10 protein-coding genes are annotated in these 16761 nt (G+C 72.4%); 6 read left to right on the plus strand and 4 right to left on the minus strand.

What is annotated here, in order from left to right; genetic code table 11:
- Positions 1–15 precede the first annotated feature (15 nt).
- Positions 16–1707: a 2-isopropylmalate synthase gene (leuA, locus tag WME95_RS27115; RefSeq protein WP_437902279.1), complete on the plus strand. Its 1692-nt coding sequence runs from the start codon at positions 16–18 to the stop codon at positions 1705–1707.
- 386 nt (positions 1708–2093) lie between these two features.
- Complete coding sequence (locus tag WME95_RS27120) at positions 2094–3665, plus strand: glycoside hydrolase family 43 protein (RefSeq protein WP_437902280.1); 1572 nt, start codon at positions 2094–2096, stop codon at positions 3663–3665.
- A gap of 139 nt (positions 3666–3804) precedes the next feature.
- Here WME95_RS27120 and WME95_RS27125 read toward each other — a convergent pair whose 3' ends face one another.
- Positions 3805–5889, minus strand: coding sequence for a TonB-dependent receptor (locus WME95_RS27125; protein WP_437902281.1), 2085 nt, complete (start codon positions 5887–5889; stop codon positions 3805–3807).
- Positions 5890–6237: 348 nt separating this feature from the next.
- On the opposite strand from WME95_RS27125, the gene WME95_RS27130 reads away from it, so the two are divergent.
- The 4 genes from WME95_RS27130 (at position 6238) to WME95_RS27145 (ending at position 11489) form a co-directional block, all read left to right on the plus strand.
- On the plus strand, positions 6238–6984 hold the full coding sequence (locus WME95_RS27130; RefSeq protein WP_437902282.1) for an RNA polymerase sigma factor: 747 nt from the start codon (positions 6238–6240) through the stop codon (positions 6982–6984).
- Entirely contained in the window at positions 6981–7961 is a 981-nt protein-coding gene (locus tag WME95_RS27135) for a hypothetical protein (protein ID WP_437902283.1), read from the plus strand. Before WME95_RS27130 ends, WME95_RS27135 begins: the two co-directional genes overlap by 4 nt.
- Positions 7958–10834 carry a CHAT domain-containing protein gene (locus WME95_RS27140; protein WP_437902284.1) on the plus strand — a complete coding sequence of 959 codons (2877 nt, stop codon included), beginning with the start codon at positions 7958–7960 and terminating at the stop codon, positions 10832–10834. Before WME95_RS27135 ends, WME95_RS27140 begins: the two co-directional genes overlap by 4 nt.
- Before the next feature lie 373 nt (positions 10835–11207).
- Complete coding sequence (locus WME95_RS27145) at positions 11208–11489, plus strand: hypothetical protein (RefSeq protein WP_437902285.1); 282 nt, start codon at positions 11208–11210, stop codon at positions 11487–11489.
- Positions 11490–11674: 185 nt separating this feature from the next.
- Here WME95_RS27145 and WME95_RS27150 read toward each other — a convergent pair whose 3' ends face one another.
- The 3 genes from WME95_RS27150 to WME95_RS27160 all read right to left on the minus strand — a co-directional run bounded on the left by WME95_RS27150 (position 11675) and on the right by WME95_RS27160 (position 16757).
- Complete coding sequence (locus WME95_RS27150) at positions 11675–13342, minus strand: LamG-like jellyroll fold domain-containing protein (RefSeq protein ID WP_437902286.1); 1668 nt, start codon at positions 13340–13342, stop codon at positions 11675–11677.
- A gap of 261 nt (positions 13343–13603) precedes the next feature.
- Positions 13604–15085, minus strand: a complete 1482-nt coding sequence (locus tag WME95_RS27155; protein ID WP_437902287.1) for a cytochrome P450 — start codon at positions 15083–15085, stop codon at positions 13604–13606.
- Positions 15086–15179: 94 nt separating this feature from the next.
- On the minus strand, positions 15180–16757 hold the full coding sequence (locus tag WME95_RS27160) for an SDR family oxidoreductase (protein ID WP_437902288.1): 1578 nt from the start codon (positions 16755–16757) through the stop codon (positions 15180–15182).
- Between the last annotated feature and the right edge of the window lie 4 nt (positions 16758–16761).

Consider the following 16761-nt stretch of genomic DNA (forward strand, 5'->3'; position numbering starts at 1 on the left):
TCAGGGAGTCCTGTCATGTCCACGATGCCTGTCCACAAGTACAAGCCCTTTCAACCCATCCACCTGCCCGATCGCCGCTGGCCCAGCCGCGTGATCGAGAGGGCGCCGCGCTGGTGCAGCGTGGACCTGCGCGACGGCAACCAGGCCCTCGTCGAGCCCATGGGCCTCGAGCGGAAGCTCCGCATGTGGCACGAGCTCCTGCGCATGGGCTTCAAGGAGATCGAGGTGGGCTTCCCCAGCGCGTCGCAGCCCGACTTCGACTTCGTGCGCTGGATCATCGACCAGGGGCTCATCCCGGACGACGTGACGATCCAGGTGCTCACCCAGGCGCGCGCCGAGCTGATCGAGCGCACCTTCGAGGCCATTCGCGGGGCGCGCCGCGCCATCGTCCACCTCTACAACTCCACCTCCACGCTCCAGCGGCGCGTGGTGTTCGGCCTGGATCGCGCGGGCATCACCGAGATCGCCGTGCGGGGGGCGCGGCTGGTGAAGGAGCTCGCGGCGCGGTCGCCCGGGACCGAGGTCGCGCTGGAGTACTCCCCCGAGAGCTTCACGGGCACCGAGCTCGATTTCGCGAAGGAGATCTGCGAGGCCGTGATGGACGTCTGGGAGCCCACGCCCTCACGGAAGATCATCCTGAACCTGCCCGCCACCGTGGAGATGTCGACGCCCAACGTGTACGCGGATCAGATCGAGTGGATGCACAGGAACCTGAAGCAGCGCGACAGCATCGTGCTGAGCGTGCACCCGCACAACGACCGCGGCACCGCCGTGGCCGCGGCGGAGCTGGCCGTGATGGCGGGCGCCGACCGCGTCGAGGGCACGCTGCTCGGGAACGGCGAGCGCACGGGCAACGTCGACGTCGTGACGCTGGCGCTCAACCTGATGTCCCAGGGCGTGGATCCCGAGCTCGAGATCCATGACGTCCAGTCGATCAAGGAGACGGTCGAGCACTGCAACCGCCTGCCGGTCCACCCGCGCCACCCGTACGTCGGCGAGCTCGTGTACACGGCCTTCTCCGGGTCGCACCAGGACGCGATCAAGAAGGGGTTCAAGGCGCTGCGCGAGGGCGGGAGCCCGCGCTGGGAGGTGCCGTACCTGCCCATCGATCCGCAGGACGTCGGGCGCAGCTACGAGGCGGTGATCCGCGTGAACAGCCAGTCGGGCAAGGGCGGCGTGGCCTACGTGCTCGAGCACGACCACGGCTACGCGCTGCCGAGGGGGCTCGCCGTCGAGGTGAGCCAGGCCGTGCAGCGCAGGGCGGAGCGGACCGAGGGCGAGGTGCAGAAGGCCGAGATCCTGGCGATCTTCGAGCGGGAGTACGTGAACCGCGCAGGGACGCTCCGCGTCACCCGGCACAGGCGCGTCGGCCAGGGCGCGGACGAACGACACGAGTTCCACGTGCAGATCCGAGGCGTCGCCCACGTGCTGAGCGCCGCCGGCGGCAGCCCCGTCGAGGCGCTCGCGAGCGCGCTCTCGCGCCACACGGGGATGGCGATCGCGGTGGACGAGCACGCGGCGCACGCGCTCCAGAGGAGCGCCGGCGACGAGACGGCGGCTTACGTGGCCATCTCGGTCGGGCGCAAGCGCAGCTTCGGGGCGGGGACGCACGGGGACGCCGACATGGCGTCGCTCGCCGCCGTGGCGTCCGCGTGGAACCGCGCGCGGCCGGCGGATGCGGCGCAGCTCACGGCGGCGGCGGAGTGAGCGGGCGCGCGGTCGCCAGAGCCCGAAGGAGGCGCCCGCGCAGCGAGACGAAGCGCCTGGACGCGCGCGCGCGCGGTGCTACCCTCGCGCGCCGACGGCGGAGCTCCTCCGGCAGGTCCTGCCGCGCGGCCACAGACGGCAGATGCGGGAACCAGCAGGGGCGACGTTGCAGACGCCACGTTCCCCTATGATGCCTTCTCCCCCACGCCGCATCCCGAGCTCGCGCCGCGTCCCGAGCTGCCGCGGACACGCACCTCCGGTGCCTCGCCCGAGCGCGCGAGCGGTGGGACCTGGGCAGGGTGCGCCTGCGGTGCCGGGCGTATCCGTCGAGCTCTGGAAGCAGGACTGGCTGCCCTGGAACACAACGAGACAATCAAGGTGAGTGAATGAGCAAGGTGGAAAATCCGGCACTGAGAGGGTTCAACCCCGATCCGTCGATCGTTCGCGTGGGGGACGATTACTACATCGCGACCTCGACGTTCGAGTGGTACCCGGGCGTCCAGATCTCCCATTCGAAAGACCTCGTCAACTGGCGGGTGGTCGCGCGGCCGCTGGAGCGGTACTCGCAGCTGGACATGCGCGGCAACCCCAACTCCGGCGGGATCTGGGCGCCGTGCCTGACCTACGCGGACGGCTTGTTTCACCTCATCTACACGAATTCGCGACGCTGGGCGGGGGCGTTCAAGGACGTCCACAACTACCTGGTCACCGCGCCTTCCATCACCGGTCCGTGGTCGGAGCCCATCTACCTGAACAGCTCGGGGTTCGATCCTTCGCTGTTCCACGACGACGACGGCCGCAAGTGGCTCGTGAACATGGTGTGGGATCACCGGCCGGGCAACAACCCCTTCGGCGGGATCTTGCTCCAGGAGTACAGCCCGACGGAGAAGAAGCTCGTCGGTCCGGTGGAGAACATCTTCCGAGGCACCGCGCTCGGGCTCGTGGAGGGGCCGCACCTCTACAAGCGAGATGGCTACTACTACCTGCTCACCGCGGAGGGCGGCACGTTCATCACGCACGCCGCGACGGTGGCCCGCTCTCGCTCGATTCACGGCCCTTACGAGGTCATGCCCAACAATCCGCTCATCTCCAGCGCGTCCCACCCCGAGCTGCTGCTCCAGAGCGCCGGTCACGGTAGCTTCGTGGAGAACAAGGACGGCTCGTGGGCGTTCGCGCACCTGTGCCGTCGCCCGCTGAAGAATGGCCGGTCGACGCTGGGACGCGAGACGGCGCTCCAGGGGATCACCTGGGTCGAGGGGTGGCCGCGGCTGACTTCGGGCGGGCAGGTTCCGCTGGACGTCTACGAGGGGCCCAAGCTGGCTCGCCACGAATGGCCGAAGACACCCGAGCGCGACGACTTCGACACGCCCGCGCTGAGCATCGAGTGGCAGTCGCCGCGCGTGCTGCCGGCAGACGTGAGCAGCCTCGCCGCCCGCCCCGGGTACCTGCGCCTGATCGGGCGCGAGAGCATCACCTCGAACTTCGAGCAGAGCCTCGTCGCGCGGCGCCAGCAGGCCAAACACGTGCAAGCGACGACGTGCATGCAGTTCGCCCCTCAGCACTTCCAGCAAATGGCGGGCCTCGTTGCGTTCTACAGCACGGACTCGTTCTACTATCTCTACGTCTCCCGGGCGGAGCACGCCGAGAAGGCCCTTTCGATCATGAAGTGCGAGCGCGGGAACCTGACGTTCCCGGTCGAGAAGGAGTACGTGCTGGACGGGGTGGAGAACATCTTCCTGCGGCTCGAGATCAAGGACGAGCGGATATCGTTCTCCTACTCGCGGGATGGCGTCACCTACCACGCGGTGGGGTGGGAGCACGACGCGTCGATCCTGTCGGACGAGCACGCGATCCCCTGCGGGTTCACGGGCAATTTCGTCGGGATGGCGTGCCAGGACCTGGCCGGCACACGCCTGCACGCGGACTTCGACTGGTTCGACTACCGCGAGATCGGTTGACGTCCACGCAGGAGACAGCCTAGGGACTCCCTTCAATTCTTCGGAGAATTCACAGGGAGGCGAGGAGACGGGGAGGGAAATCTTCAAATACTCCCTGACTCCCCGCCTCCCTGTTCAATTTCTCCGCTGAAAAGGGCTGTTAATAGGCCTGCTCCGGCGCGCGCTCCTTGCCACGGAGGTGGATCTGGAGCGTCAGCATCCACGCAGTCGGCGCCGCGACGAGCACGTGCGGCGACGGCTGCGGGGGCGCGCTGTCCTTCACGAAGCTCGAGGCGTAGACGTACTGCGCGTCGTAATACTGCAGGCCCAGGAGGTTCGTGCCGTTCAGGGCGAGCTCCATGCCGCGCCAGCCGACCGCCGCGACGGCATCGAGGCTGACAGCGTCCTTGCCGTCCCGCCCGCCCGGGAGGGAGCGACCCGCCATGCCCTCGACGCCGGCGCCCACGCGGACCGTCACCTCCTTGCCGGAGAGCCGGCCGACGACCCCCGAGGCGAACACGTCGTCGCGCAGGACGAACGCCGGCGCATAGGGCACCGGGTCGCCCTCCGCGAAGCGCGCGTCGGAGCCGGTGAAGCGAGCGTGGGTGTACGTCCCGCTCAGGTGCGCGCCGAACGGGCCGGAGCGCGCGCTCATCACGACCTGCGCGCCGGCGCGCACCGACGGCGGGGCCTCGACGTGCTGCCGGGACGCCGCGTCGAACACGCGGTCATTGCCGAGCCACGAGCCGAACCCCACGGCCGAGCCCTGGAAGGTCTTGCCCTCCTTCAGCCGGATGCCCGCCTCGACGCTGCGCACCCTGGTGAACGGCACGCGCTCGCCCTCGTCGAGGTCGCGCGCCTGCGGGGAACGGAACCCCTCGCCGTAGCTCGCCACGAGGTGCACGCCGCCGCTGACCGCGATGTCGGCCATGGCCTTGCTCGACACGACGAAGCCCTGCGCGGTGCGCTCGAGCCCGGCGTTGCTCGTGCGATCCCGCACGCCGTACGAGAGCGAGTCGAGGCGCGCGCCGCCGCGGACGACCACGCGCTTGATCGGGTAGAGCGAGAGATCGGCATACGCGGCCACGTTCGTGGCGTCGATCGTCGCGTCGACGAGCGCGGCGTTCCTCGTGCCGTCCTCGAACAGGCGCGTGTCGGTCTGGTCGACCGTGTCCACGCGCGCGTAGGCGCCCATCTCGATGGAATCGCGCTTCGAGGTGATCTCGACGCCATGGCGGTAAAGCACCGTGAGGCCGAAGGTCGAGGCGTCGTTCACCATCTCGCTGTCGTCGCTCCGGACGATCGGCTCGCCGGCGAGCTGGTCGAGCGCGTACCCGGTGAGGTTCTGGTGAAACGTCGTCTTGGTCTTGCCCGCGAACCCGCCGATGCCCATCGTGCCCTCGCCGAGGCTCCACAGGACATCGGAGCCGACGAGCGCCTGCGATGTCCTGTCGCGGCCGAGCGGCCGCTGCGCCGCGTAGGGGGCGGCGCCCCGCTCCACGGGGCCCTGCGGCAGGTAGCCGGGAAAGTCGAAGCGCGCCGAGCCGATGGCCACCGTCGCGCGGAACTGGACCTGGTTGCTGCCCCCGCCGAGCTGCCCGACGAAGGAGCTGCGCTCGCCGCCGCGCGCGCCGCCCGGCCCGTCCGTGGCGTCCGTCTCGAAGGCCGCGAACGTGTCCATCATCTCGTCGTGCTCGGGCGCAAACGCGATGAGGACACGCCTCGTCCCGAACGAGCCGACTCCCCCCTTCAACCAGAAGCCCGGCGCCTCCAGGCCGAGATCCATGCGGAGCGAGCCGGCGACGCCGAAATCGCCTTGCCTCGGATCGTGAGGGCCGCTGGCGATCCGGACGGAACGGACCACCTCCGGCATGATGAGGCGCATGTCGGCATATCCAGGAGCACGGATGTGCGAGACCTGGTTCATCGGGATGTTGCCGGCGAAGATCTCGACGTCTTGACCCGAGGTGCCGTCGAAGCCGCGCAGCGAGAGGTGCGGCGCGCGACCGGGCAGGCCGCGATCGCTCATGAAGACGCCCGGCAGGACCCGCAGCACGTCGGCGCCCGAGCCGTGCGGCGCCGCGGCGAGGACCTGCGCGTCCGCCTCGACGTCGGAGGCGCTCCGGGCCGGCGGCTTCGCCCGCACCCTCACCTCGATGGGCTCGTCCTTGGGGGCACAGGCGTCGATCTCGGCCTGGGTCGCCGCCTCGCGGACGCACCGCTCGTAGCTGTCGGCGCGGGCCAACGACGGCCACAGCGAGGCACAGAGGAGCGGGACGGCGACGGCCAGCGCTCCTGTCGGCCCGAGCCGCCGTGATGGCCATCCCCTCGAGCCCCGTCCCCCGCGGTGCCTCATGAGGCGATGATACAGACAACGAGGCCGGAGCTTGGGTGGGATGCGTGGGAAGCGTGGGAAGCGCGCGTCATGACCTTGCGACCTCGTGCCTCGCCGACGTCGCCAGGGGAGCGTCCCGCGCCGGCGAAGCGTCCGATGATCCATTGGATTTCGAGCTCGGCGAACGGCCCGCGCGGCCCGCGCGGCGCAGACGTGGCTCGATTGACGGGCGTATCGAGCGCGTCTATCCGTGCGCTGATGGCCCCGAGCTCTCCCTTGCCCGCGCAGCCGCGGACGATCGCCGAGGACGCGCGGCGGGGATCCCCAGGCGCCGCTCCGCCGGGCACGGAGGCCGCGCTCATCGCGCGGGCGGTGGCGGGAGAGCCGGCCGCGGTGAGGGCGCTCGTCGATCTGCTGACGCCCACCATCCAGGAGCGGGTGATGCGGCCGCTGCTCCGCCGCCGGCGGGCCGCGGGGCACCGCGATGTCCGGCAGGAGGTCGAGGATCTGACGCAGAGCGTGTTCCTCGCGCTCTTCGCGGACGGCGGGCGCACGCTGCGCCAGTGGGACGCCGGCCGGGGGCTGCCGCTCACGAGCTTCGTTGGGCTCGTGGCCGAGCGCGAGGCGTGCTCGATCCTGCGCAGCCGCCGCAGGAACCCCTGGACCGAGCAGCCCACCGAGGACGACGCGCTCGAGCGCGTGGACGGCGCCTCCGTGTCGCCGGAGCCCGCGGCGATCTCGCGGGAGCTGCTCGCGGCGATCGCGCGAACGCTCCGCGATCGGCTGAGCGAGCGCGGGATGGAGCTCTTCTACCTGCTGCTCGTCGACGAGCGATCCACCGAGGAAGCGTGCGCCATCACCGGCATGACGGCGGACGCCGTGTATGCGTGGCGGAGCCGCATCGCCCGGCTCGTCCGGCAGATCGCCGCGGAGCTCGCGGCCGAGGCAGAGCCAAGAGGGCACGGCGCCTCGCCGAGCGCGGCGAGCCCGGGAGGGGGACGATGAACGACGACGATCTGCTGAAGGCGCTGGCGCGCGCCGCGCGCGAGCAGGACCGGGCGAGCGATCCGCGCTGGTCCGCAAGGGCGCTGGGGACGCTCGAGGCCGGCGAGCGCGACGCGCTGGAGGCCGAGGCGCAGCGCTCCCCGGAGGACCGCGAGGCGTGGGAAGCGTCACGCCCGCTGGACGGCGAGGCGCGGGCGAGGATCGCAGACCGGATCCTGGCCGGGCTGCAGGCGAGCGCGGGAGAGCGAGGCGCGGAGACGGGAGGCGCTGCCGCGGAGGCGGCGGAGGCGGCAGGCCCGCCACCTCCGGGGCAGCGCGCGGCGGAAGCGCGCGGCGGCCAGGTGCTCCCGCTCCCGCGAAAGCCGGGCCGAGCGCCCTGGCGGATCGCGGCGACGGCCCTGGCGGCGGCCGCCGCGGCGGTCCTCGTCGTGCGGCTCTCGCTGGAGGGCGACAGGCACCATCCGCGCGGCCTGCTCGACGATCCGGGCGCGGTGGCCATGCTCCCGGTGCCCGCCTACGCCATGACGCTCGCCGGCGGCGAGGTCCGCGAGCGCTCCGCCTCCAGCGGCGCCGGCGCGACCGCGCGGCTCGGGCCCGGATCGAGGCTCGAGATCACCCTGCGGCCCGCAACCCGGGTCGACGGCCCCGTCGCGGTGCGCGCCTTCCTGATCCAGGGCGAAACGGCGCGCCCCTGGGACGTGCACGCCGACCTCTCGGAGCAGGGCGCTGCGCGCATCGAAGGCGACACGGAGACGCTCTTCCCCGGCGTGCCCGAGGGCGAGTGGGAGATCGCGATCGCGATCGGACGGCCGGCGGCGCTGCCAGACAGCGCGGCCGGACTGGCGGACGCGCGGCCGCCCAAAGAAGAAAAAGATAATAAATTCCGAATCTTACGATTCAACGTGCTCCTCCTGCCGCGCGCAACGCCGCCCCCCCTCCCCACCGCCCGACCCGCCGCGCCCTCCAGGGACCCGTGACGCGCTGGCGAGCGCTCCGGCCCGCGCTGGGCGCAGCGATCCTCGGCGCGGCGGCGCTGGCGCCGGGATGCGACGCGCGCTGCCCGACGGGGACCGCGGCCCCGGCGACCTCCGGGGCGGAGGTGGCCCCGGCGACCGCCGCGGCGCCCGCGCCGCCCCTCGAGGTGGAGTTCGCCGGCTGCAGCGCCGTGCACGCCGGACCCGCCTGCGCGCTTCCAGACGACCGGACCCTCCGCATCTGGGTGAAGGCCCCCGCGGACGCCCGCGTCGCGATCGCCGTCGACGCGGCCGTCGCGGCGGACGCCCCGCTCGCCACGCTCGATGGGGCGCGCGTCCAGGGAGGCGTGCTGGCGCGCGTCCCCGTCCCGGAGGGCGCCCGCGCCCTCTCGGTGACCGCCGAGCGGGGCGGCGGGCGCGCGTCGTTCCGCCTGGAGCTCCGCCCGGCCATCGACGCGCCCCGGCTGAAGGAAGCCGAGGCGCTGCGCCGGAGCGGCGACCTCGACGCGGCGTCCTCGGCGCTCGACGCGCTGGCGTCCGGCGCGGACCCCGCCGTCCAGGCCCTGGCGATCGGCAAGCGCGCGCGCGTGGATCTCGCGCGCGGCAGGATCCCGGAGGCGATCGCGGGCTTCGAGGCGTCGATCCGGGCGCACCGGGCGGCGGGGCGGATCTCCGACGAGTTCCTCGACCGCTTCGCGCTCTCGTACACGCTCCTCTACAACGGGCGCAGGTTCGCGGAGGCGCGGGCGGCGCTCGACGCGCTCGGGCCGCTCGAGGCGAGCCACCCCGAGGGGCGCGCGGTGAAGCCGTACTACGCGGCGCTGCTCTCGTCCGAGGCCGGCGACCTGCGCGCGGCGCTCCGGCAGCTGGACGCGTCGGCGGCGGGCGCGGAGCGCCTCGGCCTGAGCGACCACCGGCTGCACGTGCTCCAGGAGCGCGCCGACGTGCTCCAGACCCTGGGCCGACCGCTGGAGGCGCAGGCGCTGCTGCGCGACGTGCAGGCGTCCTCCCCCGCCGGGAGGGCCCCGTGCGAGCGAGCCTCCCTGCTGAACGACCTCGGCTGGAACGCCCTCCAGATCGCGTGGGCGAGCGGCGGGTCCAGCGGGCAGCCCGCGCGCGCCGAGCGGCCTCGATCCCTCGCGGACGCGGAGGCGCCGCTCACGGCTGCGCTCGAGCTGTACGGGGCCGCGTGCCCGAGGCCGGCGCAGCGCGCGAACACGCTGACGAACCTGGCCCTCGCGAAGCTCGAGGCCGGTCAGACGGAGGCCGCGCGCGCCCGCCTCGACGAGGCCCGGCGGACGGACGCGCACCCCGACGCCGGCGTGGCGATGTACTGGCTCGAGATCGAGGGGCGCATCGCGCTGGGCAGCGGCGATCCCGCGAGGGCGCTGCAGGTCTACGGCCGGCTCGCGCGGCTCGCGGAGGCGAGCGACCTGGCGGAGGGCCGCTACCGCGCGGCCCTCGGCCGCGGGCGGGCGCTCGAGGCGATGGGGCGGCTCGACGCGGCCGCCGTGGCCTACGAGCAAGCGGAGGAGGTGCGGGGCGACCTCGGCGCGCTCGTGCCGCTCGGGCAGGGCCGGGGCGGTTACCTCGGCCGCCTCGAGGAGAGCGCGCGGCTGCTCGTCGACCTCCTGCTCCGGCGCGATCGGCGCCGCGCCCTGCGCGCCGCGCGGCGATCACGCGCGCGCGCTCTCGCGACGCTCCGCTGGATCGACCGCATCGAGGCGCTCGGCGGCGAGGAGCGGGCGCGCTGGGAGAGCGCCCTCGCGGCGTACCACGAGGCACGCGCGGCCTTCGACGAGGAGGGGCGCGACGACTGGCGGCTCTCGTCGGACGAGCTCGAGGCGGCCCGGGTCGCCCGTGCGTCGCGCGGGCAGTCGATCCGCGCGTTGGTCGACGAGGCGCTGCTCCTGGTGCGGCACGGGGAGCCGGCGGCGGCGGAGCTCGCGGCGGCGCCGGCGCTGGAAGAGGGCGAGCTGCTGCTCGTGGTCCATCCGATCCGCGAAGGGTGGGCCGGCTTCGCCGTCACCCGCGACGGCGTCGCGGCCAGGCGGCTGCCGGCGCTCGACGTCTCCGCCCCCGGCGCGGCGCTGGCCACGCGGCTGCTCGCGCCGTTCGATGCGCAGCTGCGCGCGGCCACGCGCCTCCGCGTCGCCGCCCATGGCGAGCTCGATCGCGTCGACGTCCACGCCCTGCCCTGGGACGGCGCGCCGCTCGTCGCGCGCATTCCGGTGACCTACGGCCTGGATCTCCCCCAGCGCGGCGCCCAGCCCGCGGAGGGAGCCGGCGCGGGCGAGGCGCTGGAGCGCGCGCTCGTCGTGGCGGATCCGCGGCGCGATCTGCCGGCCGCGCGGCGCGAGGCGGACGCGGTCGCGGCGGCGCTCACCGGGAAGGGGCTGCGCGTCGAGCGGCTGTCGGGGGGGCTCGCCACGCGCCGCGCGGTGGCCGGCGCGCTGGAGGAGCCCGGGCTCGCGCTCTTCCACTACGCGGGCCACGGCTTCTTCGGGGGCCTCGACGGCTGGGACAGCAGCCTCGCGCTCTCCGGCGGGAGCGAGCTCGCCGTGGGCGACATCCTGGCGCTGCGCCGAGCGCCCGCGCGGGCGGTCCTGTCCGGCTGCGACACGGCCCGCACGGAGGCCGCGTCCGGGGCGCGGGGGCTCGGGCTCGGCCTGGCCCAGGCGCTGCTCATCGCCGGCGCGCGCTCGGTGATCGCGGCGACGCGCCCGGTCGACGACGCGCTGGCAGAACGGGTGATGACCGCGCTCTACGCCGGCGAGCGAGGAGAGGCGGGCGCGCAGCTGCGCGAGGCGACCCTCGCGGCGCTGCGGGCGGATCCGTCGAGCGACTGGGCGAGCTTCCGGGTGCTGGTCCCCTGACGACCCCGAAGAACGCTCGAGATCTGTCAGACGCCGGGAGGCGACGGAGAAGAACAGATCGACCCCGGAAACGACACGGAGGATCCGAACCATGCGAAGCTCGATTTTCGGTCTGAGCACCCTTCTCCTCGCCGCGTGCGGTCCGTCGATGCACGCCACGCCCGTCGAGTCGGCCGCGGACACCGGCCAGGCGGCGCAAGCGCTGTCATCCCCTGTGCAGCCGCAGCCGCCACCCCCGGTCTGGGACAGACCTCGACGACCGCCGATCCCTCAGTGCGGTGCATGCGCGGCATACGTCCTGCGCACTCAAAAGCTGTACGTGGTCCTCGCTGACATGGACCCGATGCCCACGGTCTCGGTGAAGTTCCGATCTTTGAGGTCGGAAATTGAGCCGCTCGAGAGGTCCGAGCTCAGTCCGGTCCCCGACGGCACCGGGAGGGCCGTCTACGTCGTGCCCAAGGGGCCGGTGGGCGGTGTGGCAGAGGTCATCGTGCAATGGACAGCCCAGGGCAAGGCGCAGGAGCGCGCGGCGAAGGAACCCACGGCGAAGGAACCCACGGCGAAGGAACCCACGGCGAAGGAACCCACGGCGAAGGAGCTCAGCGCCGACGTGCTGGACTCGTGGGGCGGGTGGGGCTCCCTGGACAAGAAATGACGATCGGAGGCTGAAGAGAGGTCGCGCGCAGGGCCGTCGGAGCGAAGAGCGACGGCCCGCGCCGCAGCGGCGCTGCGCGAGAGACCGCGACGGCGCCTGCCACGGTTGGCGGGCGCCGTCGCTCGAGGTGGCCAGCGATGACGCTGCTTGTCAGCGCGGCGGCGTCACCTCGAGAGCCGCTCCCTTCATGGATGGAAGTTCACCGGCACCTTGTTGCTCGCGCCGCTCCCGTTGCGCACGCGGATGTACCCGGGGCCGACGCCGCTCGGGACCTGCACCGTGAGGCTCGTCGCGCTGATGCTGGTCGGGCTGGCGAGGGCGGTGTGCGTGGCGTCCACGAACTCGACCTGCGCGCCGGGCCCGAAGCCCGATCCGGTCAGGCTCACCGCCGTGCCCCAGTGCATGACGTCGGCGTTGTTGAAGTCGAGCCAGAGCCCGCCGCGCACGAACACGCCGGACGAGAGCATCGGGCTCTCCTGGAGGATCTTCTGCTCGTGATCGAGGAAGTCGGTCGTCGGATAGTCGCCGTGCCACGCCATGATCGTCGTGCCCGTGTAGCCGTCCGGGTGGTGCAGGCCGAACGAGTGCCCGAGCTCGTGGGCGACGGTCCCCTTCGGCACGCCGCCGTTGCACTGCCACGTGGCGTATCCGCAGTGGATCGCGAGCGGCTCCCGCACGCCGGAGAGGGGCTCGAGCACCCAGTCGCCCACGAGGGCGAATCCGGTGTAATCGCCCTGGAGGTTGGCGCCCGCCCAGCCGCCGCCGCCCTGCGCGAAGACCAGCGTGGACTGCCGCGCAGGGAAGCCGCCGACGGCCTGCGACACCGCGTTGAGCCAGTTCGGGAGCTCCTGCGGGTTGTTCCGGCAGGCGCTCGTCGGCGTCGGGCCGCAGCGCATGGTCAGGTAGTTCTGGGACGAGCGCACCGGCTGGACGAAGCCCACCAGGTGGAACGAGCCGCCCGACTCCTCGCGGTACCAGCCGCGCAGCTCGTCGAGGTACGTGTTGATCGCGTCGACGTACTCCTGGTGATACGGCTGGTCGCTCGGATAGACATAATACGCCCTCACCGGGTAGACCTCGCCCCCCGCGAGCTGCGCCACCTGCGCGTCGCTCAGGGCCTGCTGGTAGAGGCGGACCTCGTCGATCAGGCCATTGTAGGCGTTCCAGCTGGGGTGTCCGCCGATGACGATCGGCCGCGTCGATTGCTGAAGCGCGCCCGACGCGGGCGTCGACGCGCGGAGCACGCCGTTGACGTAGAGCTTGAGCGCCGCGCCGTCGTACACGCCGGCGACGTGCGCCCACGCGTTGGCGACGGCCGGGGCCTGGACGACCGCGTGCCGGCCGAAGCCTCCGCCGGGGAAGGCCACGGAGAAGAAGTACTTGCCGTTGTCGATGCCGAGCAGGAACGAGTCCGCGGCGTACCACTGGTTGACGATGGTGCGGCTGCCCGTCACGCTCCGCGGGTTGACCCAGGCCGCCGCGGTGATCCGGTCCTGGAAGTGGAGGTAGCTCCTCCCCTCGCTGCTGATCTCCACGCGATCCCCTGCCCCGTCGAAATCACCGGCCGACAGGGACCATCCGGGGCTGCAAAGGCGGCGGCCGGACATCACGCCGAACGCCCCCCGGCCCGAGTCCTCGCGAACGCGCGCGATCGCGCCGGCCGCGCAGGTGTCGAAGCTCCAGTAAGCCGCCGGCGTCGGCAGACTGGCCCTGTCCGCGACGAGCGGGCCAGAGGCCGCAGCGATCGCCTCGTCTTCGGGCTCGTCGGCAGGGCCGGCCGCGACGCAGCCCGAGAGGCTCGCCGCCAGGGTGAGGACGATCGTTCGAGATACCGTGAGCATGGGGGTCCGCATGGGAAGGGATGCCTTTCTCGCCTGGCGCGCGCGCGCTCCTCGCCGGAGCACGCGGCGCGCCGGCGGCGCCAGTGCCGTGAAAGAAGGCAGCGCTCAGGGGTTCATCCCGAGCCGTCCGCCTGCCTGCCTGTTACTTCGCCGCGGCTCCCCGGGGCCTGACATGGGCCGAGAAAAAAATGATGGCGGGGGCTCCGCCCGGGAGGAGACGGGAGGAGAGCCCGGGCGGTCGCGCCGCCGGCCAGGTGCACCGAGCCCAGGCCCTCAGGCCCGGGCGCTGAACGGGCAGCCGTGAGACCTCATGGCGGCCGCCACGGGCTCCGTCACCTCAGGCTCCGCCGCCGCGGGCTCCTCCCGCCCCGCCGGCGCCGCGCGTACGGCGCTCGACGGCTCCCGCCGCTTCAGGATCATGCGCATCCCGTTCACCGGCTGCAGCGAGATGAACCCGCGGCAGCGCGGGTCGAAGCCGGGGACCAGCCGGAGCCGATAACGCTGCAGCGCCATCGCGACCATGATCTTGCCCTCGAGCTGCCCCATGAACTCGCCCAGGCAGATCCGCTGGCCGGCGCCGAAGGGGATGAAGGCGAGCTTGTCGTCCGCGCTCCGGCGGTGGTTCGCGAAGCGCTCGGGCTTGAACTCCAGCGGATCGCTCCAGAACTCCGGGTGCCGGTGCGTGACCCACGGGACGATGGCCACCGTCGACCCCGCGGCGACCTGGTAGCCGCCGAGGACGTCGTCCTCCAGCGGGCTGCGGAGGATGAACGGCACGGAGGGCAGCAGCCGGAGGCACTCGTTGAAGACCATGGTGAGGTAAGGCATCGACTCGATGTCCCTGGCCGTCGGAGACCGGCCGCCGAGGACGCGATCGATCTCGTCGGTGAGGCGGGCGCACACCTCGGGGTGCTGCGCGATCTGGTACAGCGCCCACGAGGCGGTGACGCTCGAGGTCTCGTGCCCGACCATCAGGATGGTCTTGATCTCGTCCCGCAGCTGCGCGCGGTCCATCTTGGCGCCGGTCTCGGGGTCGACGGAGTTCATGAGGCGGACGAGCACGTTGTCCTCGCCGCCCGCGCCGCGCTGGTAGCCGTCGATGATGCCGTCGATCACGGTGTGCACGCGGTCCATGGCCCGGCGGAAGCGCAGGTGGCTGGGCAGCGGCCAGGACAGGGGCGGGTTGACCAGCGAGTACATCCGCTTGAGCGCGATCGAGAGCGCATATTTGAACGCCTCGCGGACGGTGTCCGTGTGGGCCTCCAGCGCGGCGCCGAAGAACGCCTCGCCCGCGATACCGAACGTCACGTCCATCATGTCGTCGTTGATGTCCCGCTCGAACTCGCCCGGCTGGGCGTCCCAGCGCCGCAGCACCGCCTCCATGTGGTCGACGATGATGGGGACGAACTTGAGCGTGTTGGCATGGTTGAACTGGGGCTGCACGTGCCTGCGCTGGCGCCGCCAGAGCTCACCCTCGCTGTTCACGAGGCCCCAGCCCAGCACGGGCGCGAGCTCGTGGTAGCGCTTGCCCTTGGGGTAGTTCCGGGCGTTCGTGCGAAGGACGTGCGCGATGTCGTTCGGGTGAAACGCCATGACGAAGTCCTCGGCCCCGGGCGCCCGCAGGCGCACGACGTCGCCATGACGCGCGAAGAGGTCCTCGTAATGACGCATGTCACCGGTCCTGAAATTCGCCAGGTACCGCAGGCTGGCGAGCGGGCCAGGGCCCGGGGGCTGCCGATCGAGCGTGGCACTCATGATTCCTCCTTCTTCGCGAGCTCCAAGGAAGCTGACGTGAGCTGTTCCGCGCGGACCTGCGCCGAGCGCACCCCGGCGCCGCCCATCGCCGCGGTCAGATGCACAGCGAGCCCCCGCCGTCGACGGTGAGCGTCGCGCCGTTGATCCTCCGCGCCCCGTCCGAGAGCAGCAGCAGGACGGCCTCGGCGACGTCGTCCTCGGTGCAGAGCCGGCCGCCCGGCGTGCGCGACTCCCAGTACGGGAGGATCCGCTCGTGATCCGGGTAGTTGCTCGTCACGTGGCCGTAGATCGGCCCGGCGGAGACGCAGTTGACCTGCACGTTGCGCGGGGCGAGCTCGACGGCGAGCGCGCGCGTGAGCGACTCCACCGCGGCCTTCACGGCGCCCATGGCGCCGAAGTGCTCGAGGTACCTCGACGAGCCGTTCGACGAGAGCGCGACGATCCGCCCGCCGCCGTGGCGCTCCATCAGGCGCGCCGCGCGCATGGCGCACAGGTGGTAGCCGATGACGTTCGTGCGGAAGGCCAGCTCCCAGTGCTCCGGGGTCGTCTGCTCGAGGGGGCCGAAGCGGCCGTTCGACGCGTTGCTGACGAAGTGGTGCAGCTCGCCGACGTCGCGCGCGATCGCGTCGAAGAGCCTGTCGATGTGCGCGGGGTTGGCGACCGAGCCCCAGACGTGCACGGCGTCGCCGCCGGCCCCGCGGATCTCGTCGGCGACCGCCTCGCCGTCGTCCCGCGAGTGGAAGCTGTTGACGACGACCCGCGCGCCGGCGCGCCCGAGCTTCGCGGCGATGGCGCGGCCCAGCCCGCGGCTCGATCCGGTCACGAGGACCGTCTTGCCCGCGAGCGCCACGCCGGGGGCAGGGAGCGCCCGCTGCGCCGCGGGGGCCGCAGGGGCGCGCGCCGCGGTGGCCTGCGCGGGCGGCGCGGACTCGACGAGGCGCGCGAGATCGCCGACCGTGCGGGCCTCGTCGAGCGCCACCTCGAGCACGCCCGGCTGGGCGCCGCGCTGCCAGAGGAGCGCGCGGAGCTCGTCGCGGCGGCGGAGGTCGACCCCGAGGTCCTCCTCGAGGCGCGCGTCGGGGACGAGCAGATCGACCGGGTGGCGGGTCGCGTCCGCGAGCGCCTGGACCACGACATGGAGCGCCTCGCCCGCGTGGCCATTGGCGTGCCTTCCGGCCTCAATATGGCCATTGGCGTACCTTCCGACCTCCATGGGGCCATTGGCGTGCCCTCCAGCTTCCATAGGACCATTGGCGTGCTTCACCGCCTCCACGTGGCCATTGGCGCGCCCTCCAGCCTCCACGTGGCCATTGGCGTGCGCTCTGGCCTCGACATGGCCATTGGCGCGCCCTCCAGCCTCGACATGGCCATTGGCGTGGTTTCCGGTCTCCACGTGGCCATCGGCGTGCTCTCCGGCCTCCGCGCTGGCCGCGATCGTTCGCGACAGGAACTCGCTGACGCGGGCCACCGTGCGCAGCTCGTCGGGCGCCGCCTTGAGGGCGTTCGCGAGACCGAAATCGGCGCGCAGCGTCGCGAGGATCTCGCCGCGCTTCACGGAGTCGATGCCGAGGTCCTGCTCCAGATCGGCGTCGGCGACGACGACCTCGTCGGGGTAACGCGTCATGCGCACGAAGACGGAGCGAACGTGGTCGAGGAGATCATGAGATTGCATCGTC

Source organism: Sorangium sp. So ce327 (genome assembly GCF_051530205.1).
Taxonomy (GTDB): domain Bacteria; phylum Myxococcota_A; class Polyangia; order Polyangiales; family Polyangiaceae; genus Sorangium; species Sorangium cellulosum_B.

Bases quoted from the DNA above. Each gene is read 5' to 3' on its own strand.
- WME95_RS27130 (WP_437902282.1), top strand. From the start codon at position 6,238: ATGGCCCCGAGCTCTCCCTTGCCCGCGCAGCCGCGGACGATCGCCGAG.
- WME95_RS27160 (WP_437902288.1), bottom strand. From the start codon at position 16,757: ATGCAATCTCATGATCTCCTCGACCACGTTCGCTCCGTCTTCGTGCGC.
- WME95_RS27135 (WP_437902283.1), top strand. From the start codon at position 6,981: ATGAACGACGACGATCTGCTGAAGGCGCTGGCGCGCGCCGCGCGCGAG.
- leuA (WP_437902279.1), top strand. From the start codon at position 16: ATGTCCACGATGCCTGTCCACAAGTACAAGCCCTTTCAACCCATCCAC.
- WME95_RS27150 (WP_437902286.1), bottom strand. From the start codon at position 13,342: ATGCGGACCCCCATGCTCACGGTATCTCGAACGATCGTCCTCACCCTG.
- WME95_RS27155 (WP_437902287.1), bottom strand. From the start codon at position 15,085: ATGAGTGCCACGCTCGATCGGCAGCCCCCGGGCCCTGGCCCGCTCGCC.
- WME95_RS27120 (WP_437902280.1), top strand. From the start codon at position 2,094: ATGAGCAAGGTGGAAAATCCGGCACTGAGAGGGTTCAACCCCGATCCG.